The organism is Gracilimonas sp. BCB1 (genome assembly GCF_040117685.2).
GTDB lineage: Bacteria > Bacteroidota > Rhodothermia > Balneolales > Balneolaceae > Gracilimonas.
Map to the genome: position 1 here is coordinate 108230 of NZ_JBEDYP020000018.1, position 15763 is coordinate 123992.

Sequence of the window (15763 nt, forward strand, 5' to 3'; positions counted from 1 at the left end):
AGTCCGCTTCCGGATGCTTTCAGTTCCAGTACCGGGGGGCACCTTCAAACTCTTGCTGAGCAGGAATCGCTTCTTTTCGGAGGAAGTTACCCCCGGTGGTTTTAGCTGCTTTTTTAACTTTCAGAACCGGAGCTGGGGCATTGGCTTTCACCCAGAAACCCTGGAAAGCGGGAATGATGCCGCTGCCCAATGAACCGGTGGACCCATTCCATGTCAAAAACTCTCCATTTCCACTGTTAGCAGCCGGATCCCATATATAAATAGTTGATTCGATATTGGTTTTCGTCCAGTTAGATACATTATTCCAGTTTATGGCCGCTCCAAAAGGATTACCCACAAAGTTCCAGCCGGAATCGGCCTCCGGAGTATAAGTGACTCCAAAGTCGACTTCTGTTGAACCTACCCCGAATTCCTGTCCTGCCACATCAAGTGTATCTGGCAGCGGATCGTTGTAAAGTGGATCAGCAGCAATACTGCCAAAGAAGTAGACCCAATATCCGCGTCCTGAAACCAATGAATTGGTTATGTTAGACGGTGCTCTCAAACGGTCGTTATCGGTAGCCGGTAAACCTTCTTCGTTAGTATCATAATCTTCAAGATACCACAGCACATTAGGTTGCAGAGTATCACCCGGGTTGGATCCGGTACTATAAGTGGCACCAGTATACCCCTGGGTAAGGGTTCCGTCCAGGAAGTCACCAATGTCAGAGTTTACCGGTGAGGATAGCATTCTCCAGCCTCTGACTCCGGATATCTTTCTCTGGAACCGAAGCTCACCTGAACCATACGACTGTGTATTGGCAATCAGGTTTTTTCCGCTTGGTATCAGTAGTTCACCATCTGTGAGGGTAAGGGTGCCTGTTACGGTGAAGTTGTCGGTGATTTCAACTGTTCCGGGGTTATCAATCTCAACATTTACGAAGGAGTGCGGACTTACGATGGTTTGGTCGCTGCTACCATCAAAAATAACCGTTCCCAGGGTAAAAGTGGGGAGGTCTAAATTACCTCCTATGGTAAGAGAGTCATTGTTACTACCCAGCATTTCACCGTTGCCGGTTACATCTCCTGATACGATAAAATTCACTCCACCGGAAACATTGAGTTCTGCACTGGCTTCAATTGAAAGGGCGGCAATTTCTGTATTTGTAATGTTTACTACGGGGAATTCGTTACCTACCGCCGGACTTGCGGGTATTAAGATAACGGATGATGCATTAGGCACAGAATTCACGTTCCAGTTGTCCGGGTCATAGTAATTTGAGGCCGCAGCAACAGAACCTAACTGACTTTCCCAGATGTGGCTGAAAGCAGCAAACTCAACCTGCGCATCATCAGAGATGGAATTTCCATTTAAGGTTCCGGTAATCGTTGCTATAACGGTACTCGTTGATGAGGTAAGCGTGGCTGTATATGTTCCATTCGAATTATCCGTAACGCTACCAATCGAACCCTCATCAGTGCTCAAAAGTACCGCAGCTCCACCGGTGGTAACGTTATTACCATAAGCATCTTTAGCCTGCACGGTGATGGTAGAGGTACTGGCTCCATCATTCAGAATAACGGTAGGAGAGGCTGAAATGGTGGTTTCCGTTTCACTTGGTGAACCAGCAGAAACAGCAAATGAATTACTCACACCAGACTCTGATCCGGATGAATTTGTTGCTGTAATCGTACAGTTTCCGACACTGGTAATGCTTACCGTAAGTGATGACAGTACGCCGGAGCTAAAAGCCGGAGTTGTACCCTGCCCAGTTCCTATATCACAGGATGAAGTAATAACAACTGTACCATTAAAGGTGGTAACTGTGGTTCCGGAACCATCAATAGCCGTAATTTTTATATTGAAATTCTGTCCGGCTACTTTTGGACTGATGTTCCCTGATGGAACACGTTCTACTTTAAATGAGGTAAGCACTCCTGCATTTACAATATTGAAATTGGAACTTACCGCATCATCGAGGCCTGAGCTGGAGGCTGTAAGTTGCTTGGTGCCTACGTCATCAATTTCAAGATCAGAGAAGTCAGCAATTCCCAGAGAATTTGTGAGTTGAGTGGTTGTTCCTGATAAAGTACCGGTGCCGGAGCTAAGAGCCATATCTATCGATACTCCGGATTGTTTAACGCTGTTACCGAACTGATCGGTTAGCTGAACACGAACGGCAGGAGAAATGGCGGTATTTACATTAGTGGATGATGGCTGCTGTGTAATCACCAGGCTGTCTAAAGCACCGGCTACCATAGATAGTGAACCGTAGTTGGTTCCACCACCCAGTCCGGTAGTACCGGAGTTCGTGATATTACCTGAATTTGGCAGTGTACCGGTAGTAGGACGAACCTGAAGTCCGCTTATATCAATTTCACCGGGGTTAGAGCTGGAAGCCGTATTTACAGTAAAAGTTACCTGAGTGGAAGAGATACTTGTGAAGGATACGGCAAGGGTTGTAGTACCGCCGTATACTGCCGAGGTGCTTACAGAAGGTGTTGAACCTGAATTCCATTCAAATCCGGTTGGGGCATCCAGAACAAAAGTACCGCCAGCAGATAATTCGCCGGCAAACCCTTCTTTAATAATCGGGCCGGTAAGAGAGGTATAGGTAGTGTTGGCATCATCCGCAGAAATATTCTCACCATTTTCTGCAGCGGTAATTTTCCGAATGGATAGCGAGTATTTATCCGACAAGTAGTCTTCTACATTTTCGCGTTCAGCCTGGGTAAGAAGACGATCATAATAAATGAATTCGGCGATTTCACCGTCCCAGCTTTGGTTTGCAGTGTTGGGGTCATCTTTTGCGCCCTTTCCTACAATGGCGGTTGTTGTATTGGCTAAGGTTCCTACCGGAGGAGGGCCTGCTGCTGATGGGTTATTAAGAATTCCGTCAATAAAAATATCATAGGTGTTTCCACTTTGCCATTGGAAACTAAATATTTGCCCGGCTGTGGCCTGAATATCCGAAAAGCTCTCCAGCTGATTGTCGGGATCGTTTGCAAGAATACCGGTTTTCACAACATTGGTGAAAGCCCCGCCATTGTTGGCCCCTGAAGCATCATACCGGAAGGTTAGAAATTCATCCGCATTGTTTGGAACCTGGGCATTAAAGAGTCCCCGGTCGGTGTTTGTCTGGTCGGATTTATAGACCATAAAAATGGTAAACTCCGTGGACCCATTGATGTAATTTTCACCATCACTGTCTTCAAAATGATCGCCATTACCGGCAAAATTTATAGATGGTTGATTGTTAAGCGGGGCAGAACTACTCACCGTTGTCGGCCGAGTTCCGGCGTCAGCAATTCCGGTAAAATCATTCCCGTTACCGCTTTGATCTTGCCAGGTAACAACTTCGCTACCGCTGGTAACAACTCCTGCATCGGCCCGCAACCAAACTTCCAGACCGTTGATGGCTTCTACCGCATTTACCTCAATAATTCGGGTTACCGTATCGCTGGCAAGGGCGCCATCATGAGCCACAAAACTTATTTCCCGCTCAGGACCGGTGGGGATGGTGGCAAAATTTCTGTATTCCACGGTACGTAGTGCGGTTTCATAATCACTTAGTGAATTGGTTCCGGTCAGCTTTAATCGTCCGTTTGTATCATCAAAAGTTCCTGTGATCCCAAATATATCTGTAAAAAGAAGAGAATCTTCGACCGGTTTAAAGTTTTCGGTAATAAGCACAAATGCACTGTCTAACTGAGTGTCGTCTGGGTCAGAAACCGAAAGGGTGGATGTAATTTGAATAGGTGCATTGTTGTAATTCAAGGCTGAAGATTCGATTCCGGAGAGAACAGGGGCAGAATTAACTGCTATAATATCCAGGTCGCGGGTTTCAGTATTACTGTTGGCATTTCCATCATTTACTGTAAACGAAAAAGTACGGGTAATCTCCACAGGGTCAGCACTCAGGTTCTCATAGGTGACATTTTCCAGGGCCGTTTCATAATTTGATAGTGACGATGTTCCCGTAAGTGTTAAAGTACCGGTTGTGGAATTCCAGCTGCCGGTAATGCCAAACTGTGGGGTAAATCCAAGTTCATCTTCTCCCAGAGTATAATTATTGGTGATGGCCACCGTGGCACTTTCCATATTGGTGTCATCATTGTCAGTAATAGTGGCATTGTAGGCAGCTCCTCCGCTCACTGCACCTGTCCCTTCAGTATAGGTAAGAGTGGGGCCGCTGATGCCGGATAAAGCAGGGCTGCTGTTCACTGCAATAACGTTTACATTACGGGAAGCCGAGTTGCTGATATCATCCCAGTCGTAAACTTCATAATCAACCGTACGGAGTACAGTTGAAGGGTTGGTGGTATTAGTATTTTCGTACGTAACCGATCGTAAGGCCGCTTGATAGTTCGCGGGCGAATCCTGACCGGTTAGTAACAGAACCCCGGTAGTTGCATTAAAACTGCCTGAGATGTTTCCGGTTGGGGTGAAGTCCAGCACATCTTCTGAAGGGGTAAAATTTGAGGAAATAATGACACGCGCACTATCCAATACTGTATTATCACTGTCAGAAACGGTGAGGGTAGAAGTTATGGATGTAGGGGCGTCGCCTTCAGTGTAATCAAGGTCGGTTCCTTCGATGGCTGCAAGCGTGGGCGGTTCATTACACCATTTGTCACACAGAAAATCGTACACACTGGCCATTTGCCCACCATTCAGCGCGGTATTCCAAGACACGAACTCTCCTATATATCCACTAAAGGTATTGGTTCCGGGAGGGTTGCCTCCGGTTGTTACCGGGTCGCGGGTACCGTTTTCTTCCCCAATAATTGCTCCACCCCCGTGTGTTTGTTGTACATCCACATTATTTTGAGTGATAGCGCTGTTATCATTAATTCGGGCCGACCATGTTCGGTTTACTAGAGTTCCTGCTGTTGCGTTATGGCTGGAAATAATAATGTAGCTTTCATTAGGCAGAACGGTACCAAGGTCAATCGATTTATATTGATTTCCGGCTCCCCATTCCTGGTTATTCCAAACAAAAGCATAGGCGTTTCCATCTTTAATACTGATCTGATATCCCCGGCTTCCCCCACCTTGCTCATAAATCATCTGTAAGCCGGCTACTGATGCACCTGTCCGGAAAACAACGGCAAATGATTTCTCATCATAGGTGCCTGTATTCAGAAGTGCATCATTGGGAGGGTCAAGATTGTCATCGGTTCCATCCCATAAAATGCCACCTCGTTCACCAAAATAATTGGAATCAAAAAGGGGTTGCTGAGCTCCGGTCCCGTTAGTTGCGGAAAGATCGGTTCCCGAACCAACGGCGTTATCAGAACGGTCTCCCCATGTTGCTACAGATGTTCCGTCTCCTGGTTGATTTCCCAGGTTTAAATCACCGTCTACATCCTGCGCGTCAAAATGGAAGACAGGGTTGGCTAAATCGGTGGATAAGTCGGATAGGGTGGTAATAATGTTGATATCCCGTGCCTGGGTGTTGCTATCATTCGACCCATCATTTACGGTAAATGAAATAGTGCGAGTGCTTTGATCAGGGGTTGAACCATTAGTATTCTCATAAGTTACATCGCGCAAAGCCGCCTGGTATTGAGCAAGCGTGGCTGAACCTGAAAGAGACAAGATTCCGGTTCCTGAATTCCAGCTGCCGGTAATTCCATTTTGATCAGTAAAGGCGAGTACATCCTCAGAAGCATTATAATTACCGGTAATTTCAATTTCAGCACTGGAAAGAGTTGATGTATATGGGTGATCAATTGTAATTGCAGAGGTGACAAATACCGGTGAGCCTCCGGCAAAAAAGTTCTGTGGAGATGATTCAATATCGTCAAGGGTGGATGGATCAGGAATCTCTGAAATAAAGCTTCCCGGTGCGTCTTGGTTATTATATTCAGTTGAAATCCAGTCGGCAGAACGGGCTACATTCGAAATCCGAACTTCATCCATCATGCCATCAAACTGGTAACCGCTACTTGAGAGGGTAAGGTTATCTCCATTGGGGGTAAAGTTGAAAGCCGTTCCGTTGGTGACGTCCTGAGCTCCGTCAATATAAATGGTGCGACCATTGGTGGTGCTATTAGTGAAGGTGATGTAATAATCCTGCCCGTCGTTCATCGCACTACCATCAAAGGCCGTTCCGTCGTCATTAACGGTAATATTATTGAAATAATAGACGGCATAGGAACTGTTATAAGCACCTTTGGTAACCAAATCGGGACCTACCGAATTAAGGTTTGATCCATTCATCCAGAATGAGATCGTGATGTCCCCGGTAATTTCAAGAGAAGGATCATGCGGGATGGTTATTACATCATTAGCGCTGCCGGCATTAAAATCACGCCCATCTCCAATAATCCCATTTATCACACTGGTACCGCTGGTACTTCCATTATTACCATTAGAAGTTGCGTCGCTCAGGTCGTTATCCAGATGAAGCACCATCTGGTATCCTGAATCCCAGGTTGTGTTTACAGACTGATCGGTTGATTGGCTGGAGTTACCGTAATAAATGAAGAATTCGGTATCTGAAGTGGCATTGAGGGTTGGAAACCGAACCCAGAATAAAATCTCTCCGGTAGCGGCATTGTACGATTCCAGCTCATGGTCCAGAAGGGTGGAACCGTCTGACGAAGTAAATACAATATCGTATCCGTTCGCATTTTCGACATCACCGCCGTTACCGGTGGTTCTTAAATCATTGTCGGTGAGAGAGATAAGCACCGGGAAATCAGTGAGGTTGGTTGTACCTGAAACCTGCCCGTTGTTCACAGCGAACTTTTTACGATGGGTATACCCCGGAACTTGTGCGGATAGTGATTCCACACCTAAAAGTGCTATAAGCAGGGTTAATAGTCCGATATGTGCGCTGCGGATGATTTTCACACTTTATATTTTAGACTGATTTTACGAGCAAATATAGGTATTGGATGTCTAAACTTGAGAATGATTAGCTATTTCTAACCCGTATGAAAATAATCTATAACAAGTGGAGAAGTACTATTTAATCAAGGTCATTTTCTTCGTGAAAACCCCATTCCTGGTTACCAACCGATAGAGATAAATACCGCTTGAGAATTGGGAAGCATCCCAGTTAAAAACATGTGTACCCGCCCGCAGTTCACCATCAACAAGGGTTGTTATTTTGCGCCCCAGAATATCAAATATTTCGAGCTCCGTATAACTTTTAAGGGGAAGGTCGAACTGAATTTTAGTGGCTGGATTAAAAGGGTTCGGGTAGTTTTGTTCCAATCGAAAGTCGGAGGGGAGGTTCCCGGCATCGGCTCCGGGGTTTATTCTCAATACAAACCGGGTTTTATCGGGATTTGCTTTACTTTGAATTTTAGGCCGTGCAGTTGATCCATTATTGGCTGCTTTTTTTCCGGACTCCCCAATATGATTGAAAATGTAGGAGGGCTGTCGTTCAAGACTGATTTCTTCTGATAGTTTCCTGTCAATAAGCGAAATAGTCCAGCCGTGAGGGAGATGTGAGGCCTCTTGTAGTTTCAGATACATATTCCCGGAAGCGGAAACCCCATTTTCATAGGCTTCTATCTGCAATGGAATCTCAATTGGAATACCAAAATGACGAGGCAGGTTATTGATAGCGTACTTATCACCTGAAGCCGATACGGACGACAACTCGATATAATCGGAAATCCCTGAAAAAGGATTAAGGCGGTATCCGTCTAGGCGATCTTTGCCGTAATTAGCCGATTCGGTAAACATGAAATGAGCAGACACCTCTCTGTTTTCGTCGTCCACCAGGCTTATGGAAAACATGGGGTGGTGGTTTTTGACAGACATGGAATTACTCTTACCAACGTACGAGCCACCAGTGGTTTTAGCGTCTTCTTCCACAATCAGTGAAGGTGAAGGAGCATTTGCTTTTACCCAAAAACCCTGGAAAGGAGAAATCAATCCGTCTCCTAAGTCACCGGTAGTACCATTCCATGTTAAAAACTGGTTAGAGCTGTAATCCCAAATATAAATGGTCTGGTCTATGTTTGTTTTGGTCCACGAGGCACCTTCATCCCAATCGATGGTAGCCGCATATGGATTGCCAACTAAATTCCATCCGGAGTCGGCAGAGGGGGTGTATGTGACACCAAAATCTACCGGACCTTCGTTCTCCTGTCCCTCAACATCAAGTGTTAGCGGGAGGGGAAACACGTCATTGTAATTTGGGTCAGCATCGATATCCCCAAAAATGTAGGTAAATAAACCCAGCCCTTCGCTGATGCTGTTGGATGCATTTGATGGGGCTCTCCAGCGCTGGTTGTCGGTTCCGGGATAGGTTTCATCATAATAAAGTACGTTAGGCTGAAGGGTATCTCCGGGGTTAGAACCGGTTGGATAATATGCTCCTGAATAGCCTTGGGTAACGGTTTTATCCAGTAAATCATCAAAGTCAGTTTGAAGCGGGGAGGAGAGTAAACGCCAGCCGTTGGAACCACCGATCGTGTTTTTCATTCTCAACTTTCCGGATCCGATTGCTTTGGTATTGGCGATCAGGTTGATACCGGATTCAATGCTTAAAATTCCGGAAGTAAGAGAAAGAGTTCCTTCAACCTCAATATCATTATCTAAGCTGACTTCGGACGAATTATTGATGGTCAAATTATTGACTCTGTTTGGAAGCCCGTTTCCGGTAATTTGAGCAGAAGAGCCGTTATAGGTATATGATCCGCTTCTTCTGAAATTTCTTGTGCCCGTTTGAATATTGCCGGTTGCACCTGATGTTGCTATTCCATCCGCGGATCCGATTTCTAAGGTCCCATTAGTAACCCGAAATTCTCCGGATCCGGTTATGATTTTTTCTCCAACCGTTAAAGTTCCATTGGTGTGAACCCGTAAAAGTGCTCCGCTTAGTATTTCTAAAGAATTCTGATTTACTATGGATTCGGTGGTAATAATTCGCACGTTATCGCCACCACCAATAAAAATGGTAGCGTTATTGGTATTTGATGGGTTTGAGGAAGCGGCAGCCCCATCATGCCCAGTAGTAGACCAGGTCGAATTTCTATCCCACCGTCCATTTCTACGGGAATAAAAAGTAATGGCACTGCTTTTGCTAAACCTTTTTATATGATCATCAGACAATTCCCCGCCATCAGTGCTTTCGAGGTTATTAATGATAATCCGATATTCTACGTCTTCAAGGATGTTGCCTATAGAAAGAGTTACCTGCCGGCTGTTTCCCCCGGTATTAAGCGAAGCGCTGTTAACCGAAACAGAGTTAGAATTACTTACACGTTCAACTTCATAATTGGAAACATTCTCAGCCAAAGATTCAACCATATCTTTGTTAAATGTAATCACTACGGTATTCACATCAGGTGCAGAAGCTGAAACTGCAAACGGGGCAGGGCTTTGCACATTATCTGCACCATCACCGTTAACTTCCCCCTGAATATCCAGCTGGTCATCATCCTGTACATTAACAGAACCCCCTTCATTTACGGTTAAATCTCCCTCAACAGTAACTACATTCTCTGAATCTCCATCGGTTTGGAAGGTAGCTCCTGAATCAACAACTACGTCATTGAAGGTAATATCATTGCCGTTGGTGATAATGGTTTGGGTGCTATCGCCACTAAAAGTTACGGTACTGGAATCGGCATTAAAATCGCTTCCTCCGGTAACTTCAAAATCGCCTGACAACTCAAGGTTTCCGCTTCCCAGCGACATCGATCCCCCGCTTGTAACAGAGGCGTTACCGGCAACATTAATAGTTCCGGTGTCTACATAAAGATTACCGTTGCTGGAAAAGTCAGCATTACCATTGATATTCACTGTAGCATCTTGTACATAAAAATAGCCGGAGCTTTGAACTTGTACGTCATCGTTAATTTCTACGGTTCCCGATCCTAAATAAGCATATCCGTTACTTTCAACATTAAGACTTGAGTTAAAAATGAGATTACCATCATTGAGATTCAGCACACCGTTGCTCTTAACTTCAGTTGGGCCTTCAAAATTGGCCATACCGTCATCCCCATTAAAATCCCCGTTTATGGTAGTAGTGCCATCCACTGTCAGGGAAGCCGTAGCTAAATTAAAAACCGAGTTATTTCCAACATTCAGATTGCCAGCCACATTGATGGTGCCTGAGCCGGCATCGAAACGTTTATCAGAGCTGTTTACCGTTAAGTTTCCGTTGAAATTAGCCACACCATTACCGGCTGAAAAAGCAGGTTGCGATGTATTACCACCTGTTAGAGAAACATTAGCATTGGTAGAAAAACTACCGCTGGTCATCTCAACATATCGGTTTGCATTATACCCAAAGCTAAAGTTAGTTCCGGTGTGATTAACGGTTCCACCATCTATATGAAGTGAGCCGCCGGTTCCGTTTAGTTCCAGCCTGTTGGTTATGGTGAGGTCACCACCACTGATAACTGTCAGATAGGTTATTCCAGAACCTGAGCCATACTTTCCTATTTCAAGCCTTTCTACAGTAGCAGAAGTATTTAGGATGGGTTTATTTGTCTGATTAGAAATAATAACACGTGAACCTGAACCGGGAACTCCATTATCCCAGTTCGAGGCGTTGTTCCAGTCGCTGTTCACAGAACCTGTCCATGTAGTGGTTTGGGCAAATACATTAATGGCACCCATGCTGATGAACAGCATGCTAACTAATAGAATGAGTAAATATGCCCTGTCCTTATTCAAGCTGAATCCTAAAATACACTGAGATACTTTTATCGACAAAAAATAACCTTTTGTTAAGCATTCAAGCAGTTAATTATCGTTAATTAACAGACTCTAATAATGATTATGCAGATGTAAATTAACTTTTCTTATTTTGAGAAAAATTGAATCAAATTTATCTATGAAAGGAATTATTCTTGCAGGCGGAACCGGATCACGGTTATTCCCTCTAACAAAGGTTACGAATAAACATTTACTTCCGATTGGTGACAAACCGATGATTTATCACCCTATTGAGAAACTTACAGGGGTTGGGATTGAAGAAATCCTGATAGTTACGGGTACTGAACATATGGGAGATGTGGTAAATTTACTCGGTTCCGGTAAAGATTTTGGATGCCGGTTTACCTACAAAGTGCAGGATGAGGCCGGAGGGATTGCACAAGCTCTGGGGCTGGCGGAAAACTTTGCAGGGGATGAACCGGTGATAGTAATTCTGGGTGATAATATTTTCGAAAGCTCACTCCAAAAGGCTGTTGATAACTATGATGGCACCGGCGCACAGATTCTCATTAAGGAAGTACCTGATCCCAAACGGTACGGGGTGGCTGAGTTAGATGGAGATGAAGTTCGATCTATTGAAGAAAAGCCGGAGAAGCCAAAATCAAACTATGCCGTAACCGGTGTGTATTTCTATGATTCCAAAGTGTTTGATTGCATAAAAAACTTGAAGCCATCGGGTCGGGGAGAACTGGAAATTACAGATGTAAACAATTTCTACATTCAGAAAGGCGAGATGAAAAGTTCGGTAATGGAAGGGTGGTGGACCGATGCCGGTACCCCAGAGTCGTACCGGATTGCTAATGAATTGGTACGAGGATAATCATGCGGATTTTAATTACGGGTGGAAGTGGTCAGCTTGGACAGGAATGGGTGGGGTACCTGAACCGAAAAGAAGTTGAATTCATCTCTCTGCCTTCCGCCGATCTGGATATCACCGATTTTGAAGACACTAACCGGGTGCTAAGCAATCTTCGCCCTGATTTGATCATAAACTGTGCAGCTTACACCAAGGTAGATCAGGCTGAGGATGAGCCTGAAATTGCCCATCAGGTAAATGGGCAGGCGGTTGCAAATCTGGCTCAGTATTGTGCCAAAAAGAATATTAAGCTGGTACATTTCTCCACCGATTATGTGTTTCCGGGAACCAAAGATGACATGGAGAAGCTGCCTGATGGCTATCCGGAAGATCACCCCACAAACCCGGTTAATACATACGGCGAGTCGAAGCTGGAGGGAGAGAAAGCCATTCTGGAGAGCGGATGCGATTTTTTACTCATTAGAGTTTCATGGATGTGCGGCAAATATGGCAGCAACTTTGTGAAAACGATACTTCAACTTGCGGAAAGCCGGGATGAACTGAAGGTGGTAAATGACCAGTTTGGCTGCCCAAGCTTCACAAAAAATGTAGTGGAGAACAGCTGGGAGCTAATCGATCAAGGAAAAGAAGGTGTTTTCCACCTCACATCTAATGGGAAAATAACATGGTACGATTTTGCTTCTGAAATTTTTAAACAAGCCGGAGTAAGTATAAAACTGAATCCGGTTGATAGTTCCGAATTCCCGACCAAGGCAAAACGTCCGGCATTTTCCCTGTTAAGTACAGAAAAAATTGCTAACATCTCGGGCGTTACCCTTGTTGAATGGGAAGAAGGATTAAAAACAATGTTGGCCGAACTTAAAGTATGAAGATTACAGAAACACGCATTCCTGCTGTAAAGATTATTGAGCCCCGGGTTTTTGAAGATGATCGTGGATATTTTTTTGAAGCTTTTCGAAAATCAGAGTTACAGAAGGCCGGCATTGACGTAGATTTTGTACAGGATAACGTTTCAAAATCCTATAAAAACACCGTTCGTGGCTTACACTATCAAATCCAAAATCCGCAAGATAAACTGGTGCAGTGCCTGAAGGGCTCTATTCTGGATGTGGCTGTAGATCTTCGTCAGGACTCACCCTCGTTTGGAAATTACGTTGCGTTCAAACTCAGCGATGTAAGCAAACGAATGCTGTTTATACCGAAAGGATTTGCCCATGGTTTTTCAGTGCTTTCCGACGAAGCTATTGTAGCTTACAAGTGTTCCGACTATTACAACGCAGAGGGGGAACGTGGTGTCCGGTGGGACGATCCACTTATTCGGATTCATTGGGATGTAGCTCGTCCGATACTTTCCGAAAAAGACCGTAAACTGCCTCTGTTTTCATCACTCAAAGAAGAAGACCTATTCTGATATGCGCATTATTGTAACAGGAGGAGCCGGATTCATCGGTTCTAACCTGATTCTACGACTTACCGAAGCTCACCCTGACTGGGAAATTTTTAACCTGGATAAGCTGACCTACGCATCCGATCAGTCTTACCTGAAATCGCTTAAAGATTCGGGTAGATACTACTTTAAGAAAGTGGATCTGGTAAACCGGAATGAAGTACATGATGTGGTTCAGACTTTTAAACCACAGGGCGTTATTCATCTGGCGGCCGAGTCTCATGTAGACAACTCCATTCAGGGTCCCGAGCCGTTTATTCAGTCCAATATTGTAGGAACCTTCAATATACTGGAAGAATGCCGGCTGCTTTGGAAAGATGATGAAGATGAGTGGAAGAAAAACCGTTTTCTGCACGTATCTACCGATGAAGTGTATGGTGAACTGGAGGACGAGGACGGCTTCTTTACCGAAGAAACACCGTATGCTCCCAATTCCCCGTACTCGGCTTCCAAAGCCGGAAGCGATATGATTGTACGTGCCTATTATCACACCTACGGAATGAATGTGGTGACCACGAACTGTTCGAATAATTACGGCCCCCATCAGCATGATGAAAAGCTGATCCCTGTAGTGATCCGAAGTGCCATCAACCATGAGAACATACCGGTGTATGGAAAAGGGGAGAATGTACGCGACTGGCTGTTTGTGCATAATCACTGCGATGCTCTGGATGTGGCTTTCAACAAAGGGAAGGCCGGAGAGACGTATACAATTGGCGGAAATAACGAATGGAAAAATATCGATCTGGTTCGCAAGATTTGTGACATCCTGAATGAAGAGGTTGCAAACGGGCCGGATGGAGATTATAAAAACCTGATTACCTTTGTAACCGACCGCTTGGGGCATGACTTCCGCTACGCCATTGATGCCTCAAAAATCAAAAACGAATTGGGCTGGGAGCCATCCCAGGATTTTGACGGAATGCTCCGCCAAACAATTTTGTGGTATGTAGACAAGTATAATTCAAAGTGAATAATTAAAAATTTAAAATTGAGAGCTGAAATCAATTTTAAATTTTTAATTTCTAATTCTTAATTCTAAAGCGAATAAAATGAGCGATAGAAACTATTGGTTAATGAAATCAGAACCGGACGATTACAGCATTGATGACCTGAAAAAAGATGGGGAAACCGAATGGACGGGCGTCAGAAATTATGCAGCCCGGAATTATATGCGTGATGATATGAAGAAAGGAGATGGCGTTCTCTTTTATCACTCCAATATTTCAACGCCGGTAATAGTGGGAACAATGGAAGTGTCGAAAGAATCGCATCCGGATCCCCTTCAATTCGATCCCAATTCAAAATACTTCGATGAAAAGAGTACGGAAAGCGAACCGCGCTGGCAGTTGGTGGATGTTAAGTTTGTTCAAAAATTTGACAAGGAAGTAACCCGTGATCAATTGAAAGAAGATCCCGTATTGCAAGACATGGAATTATTCCGCTTGGCGCGCCACTCAATTACTCCTGTCAGGGAAGAAGAATGGAAAAGACTGCACGAACTGGCAGAAGCTGAATCCAGGTAAAACTTACAGGTCATTTTAAAATGCTGAGATTATTTTTTGATCTCAGCATTACTTTCTTCAGGAAATGAATTTGTTTTACGCTCATCCTCAAGTTCCCTCATTTCCTTAATTGTTAAACCGTAGCCAATCAGAAATAATACGGTCGTAAAAATTCCGCAAAATAGTATGACTGTATTACTCATTGGGACTCCTGTATATATTCTTGATATAAATTCCGAAGCCTAAAAGAGAGGGAACCCATATTCCTACAAATATTCCTGCTTCAGGGTTAGTGGTAAACCATAAATAAATGGATAACAGCATCGATAAAAAAGCTGAACCCAAGATAAAAACATCAGATAGTTTCATATTCATATTTGTTTTGAAGTTCATTTAATTAAAAGGATTATTCACAAAGAACATTCCGGTAATTTTCAGGATATTTTGTATTCAGTTGACAGCTGATGAATTTGAAATGAAAAACATGAAGAAACTAAAGAAAGCCTTTACTTTTTTTGCCCCCGTCCTGGTCTTGTCTTATATCTGCATCTGCGGCTATTTCTACTTTATTCAGAACACCATCATCTTCAGGCCTTCTAAAGCCGATGTCAACGATCGTTATTCGTACAACTTCCCTTTTGAGGAGCGGTGGTATGAACCGGAAGAAGGAGTCCGGATTCATTCCATTCATGCTTTTACGGATTTAGATTCAGCCCGCGGACTGGTGATCTATCACCACGGAAACCGGGGAAACAACCGGACCAATCCCGCAAAGTTTGAGCTGTTTCTAAAGGCCGGCTATAATGTGCTGTACCCTGATTATCGGGAATATGGAAAAAGCACAGGCGAGCTTTGGGATGAGGAAGACCTGGTGGGAGATATGAACTATATCTTCAATGAAATGGAAGGCGAGTACAGGGAAGAAGACATCATTGTGATGGGTTATTCGCTGGGGGCCGGGGTGGCAGCTCAGGTTGCCGCCGCCAACGACCCGAAGATGCTGATTATGTGGACCCCTTTTTACAGCATGCTGGATATGAAGGATGCGCAGTTTGCTTTCCTGCCTGACTTCCTCGTTCGCTATCCGCTTAGGGTTGATGAAGCCCTCCAAAAAATTGAGGAACCGGTGTATATCTTTTTTGCTGCCGAAGATGATGTACTACCCGTAACCCGATCATATAAACTGACCGAATACCTTAAGGAAGGAGATGAAGCGTTTGTGCTTGAGGGGCAGGGGCATGGTTGGATTTATAGGAATCAGGAGCTGCTCCGGAAGATGGAGGACATTTTATCGGCAGAATAATCCCGAAAGTGTGTCA

The 15763-nt window shown here is 44.4% G+C and carries 9 protein-coding genes; 6 read left to right on the forward strand and 3 right to left on the reverse strand.

The genetic code is table 11. The features are described 5' to 3' along the window. Positions 1 to 19 precede the first annotated feature (19 nt). Both ABFW99_RS14415 and ABFW99_RS14420 read right to left on the reverse strand, forming a co-directional pair. Positions 20 to 6841: a DUF2341 domain-containing protein gene (locus ABFW99_RS14415; protein WP_440707537.1), complete on the reverse strand. Its 6822-nt coding sequence runs from the start codon at positions 6839 to 6841 to the stop codon at positions 20 to 22. A 114-nt stretch (positions 6842 to 6955) separates the two neighbouring features. Further along, positions 6956 to 10591: a T9SS type A sorting domain-containing protein gene (locus ABFW99_RS14420; RefSeq protein ID WP_440707538.1), complete on the reverse strand. Its 3636-nt coding sequence runs from the start codon at positions 10589 to 10591 to the stop codon at positions 6956 to 6958. A gap of 202 nt (positions 10592 to 10793) precedes the next feature. On the opposite strand from ABFW99_RS14420, the gene ABFW99_RS14425 reads away from it, so the two are divergent. From ABFW99_RS14425 to ABFW99_RS14445, 5 genes are all read left to right on the forward strand, one after another. Then, complete coding sequence (locus ABFW99_RS14425) at positions 10794 to 11495, forward strand: sugar phosphate nucleotidyltransferase (protein ID WP_349355573.1); 702 nt, start codon at positions 10794 to 10796, stop codon at positions 11493 to 11495. Positions 11496 to 11497: 2 nt separating this feature from the next. Next, positions 11498 to 12361: a dTDP-4-dehydrorhamnose reductase gene (gene rfbD / locus ABFW99_RS14430; protein WP_349355572.1), complete on the forward strand. Its 864-nt coding sequence runs from the start codon at positions 11498 to 11500 to the stop codon at positions 12359 to 12361. Beyond that, positions 12358 to 12903, forward strand: a complete 546-nt coding sequence (rfbC, locus tag ABFW99_RS14435) for a dTDP-4-dehydrorhamnose 3,5-epimerase (RefSeq protein ID WP_349355571.1) — start codon at positions 12358 to 12360, stop codon at positions 12901 to 12903. Before rfbD ends, rfbC begins: the two co-directional genes overlap by 4 nt. Before the next feature lies 1 nt (position 12904). After that, on the forward strand, positions 12905 to 13912 hold the full coding sequence (rfbB, locus tag ABFW99_RS14440; RefSeq protein ID WP_349355570.1) for a dTDP-glucose 4,6-dehydratase: 1008 nt from the start codon (positions 12905 to 12907) through the stop codon (positions 13910 to 13912). Between the two features lie 79 nt (positions 13913 to 13991). Beyond that, the gene (locus ABFW99_RS14445; protein WP_349355569.1) at positions 13992 to 14465 is read left to right on the forward strand and encodes an EVE domain-containing protein; all 474 of its coding nucleotides are present in this window, start codon (positions 13992 to 13994) and stop codon (positions 14463 to 14465) included. A 29-nt stretch (positions 14466 to 14494) separates the two neighbouring features. On the opposite strand, the gene ABFW99_RS14450 is transcribed toward ABFW99_RS14445, so the two are convergent. Continuing rightward, positions 14495 to 14647 carry a hypothetical protein gene (locus ABFW99_RS14450; RefSeq protein ID WP_290962283.1) on the reverse strand — a complete coding sequence of 51 codons (153 nt, stop codon included), beginning with the start codon at positions 14645 to 14647 and terminating at the stop codon, positions 14495 to 14497. 281 nt (positions 14648 to 14928) lie between these two features. Here ABFW99_RS14450 and ABFW99_RS14455 point away from each other — a divergent pair, with 281 nt between their 5' ends. Continuing rightward, complete coding sequence (locus tag ABFW99_RS14455) at positions 14929 to 15747, forward strand: alpha/beta hydrolase (protein ID WP_349355568.1); 819 nt, start codon at positions 14929 to 14931, stop codon at positions 15745 to 15747. Positions 15748 to 15763 lie beyond the last annotated feature (16 nt).

Coding starts and splice junctions, on each gene's coding strand:
- ABFW99_RS14425 (WP_349355573.1), top strand. CDS start 10,794: ATGAAAGGAATTATTCTTGCAGGCGGAACCGGATCACGGTTATTCCCT.
- ABFW99_RS14420 (WP_440707538.1), bottom strand. CDS start 10,591: ATGCTGTTCATCAGCATGGGTGCCATTAATGTATTTGCCCAAACCACT.
- rfbC (WP_349355571.1), top strand. CDS start 12,358: ATGAAGATTACAGAAACACGCATTCCTGCTGTAAAGATTATTGAGCCC.
- ABFW99_RS14445 (WP_349355569.1), top strand. CDS start 13,992: ATGAGCGATAGAAACTATTGGTTAATGAAATCAGAACCGGACGATTAC.
- ABFW99_RS14455 (WP_349355568.1), top strand. CDS start 14,929: ATGAAGAAACTAAAGAAAGCCTTTACTTTTTTTGCCCCCGTCCTGGTC.
- rfbD (WP_349355572.1), top strand. CDS start 11,498: ATGCGGATTTTAATTACGGGTGGAAGTGGTCAGCTTGGACAGGAATGG.
- ABFW99_RS14450 (WP_290962283.1), bottom strand. CDS start 14,647: ATGAGTAATACAGTCATACTATTTTGCGGAATTTTTACGACCGTATTA.
- rfbB (WP_349355570.1), top strand. CDS start 12,905: ATGCGCATTATTGTAACAGGAGGAGCCGGATTCATCGGTTCTAACCTG.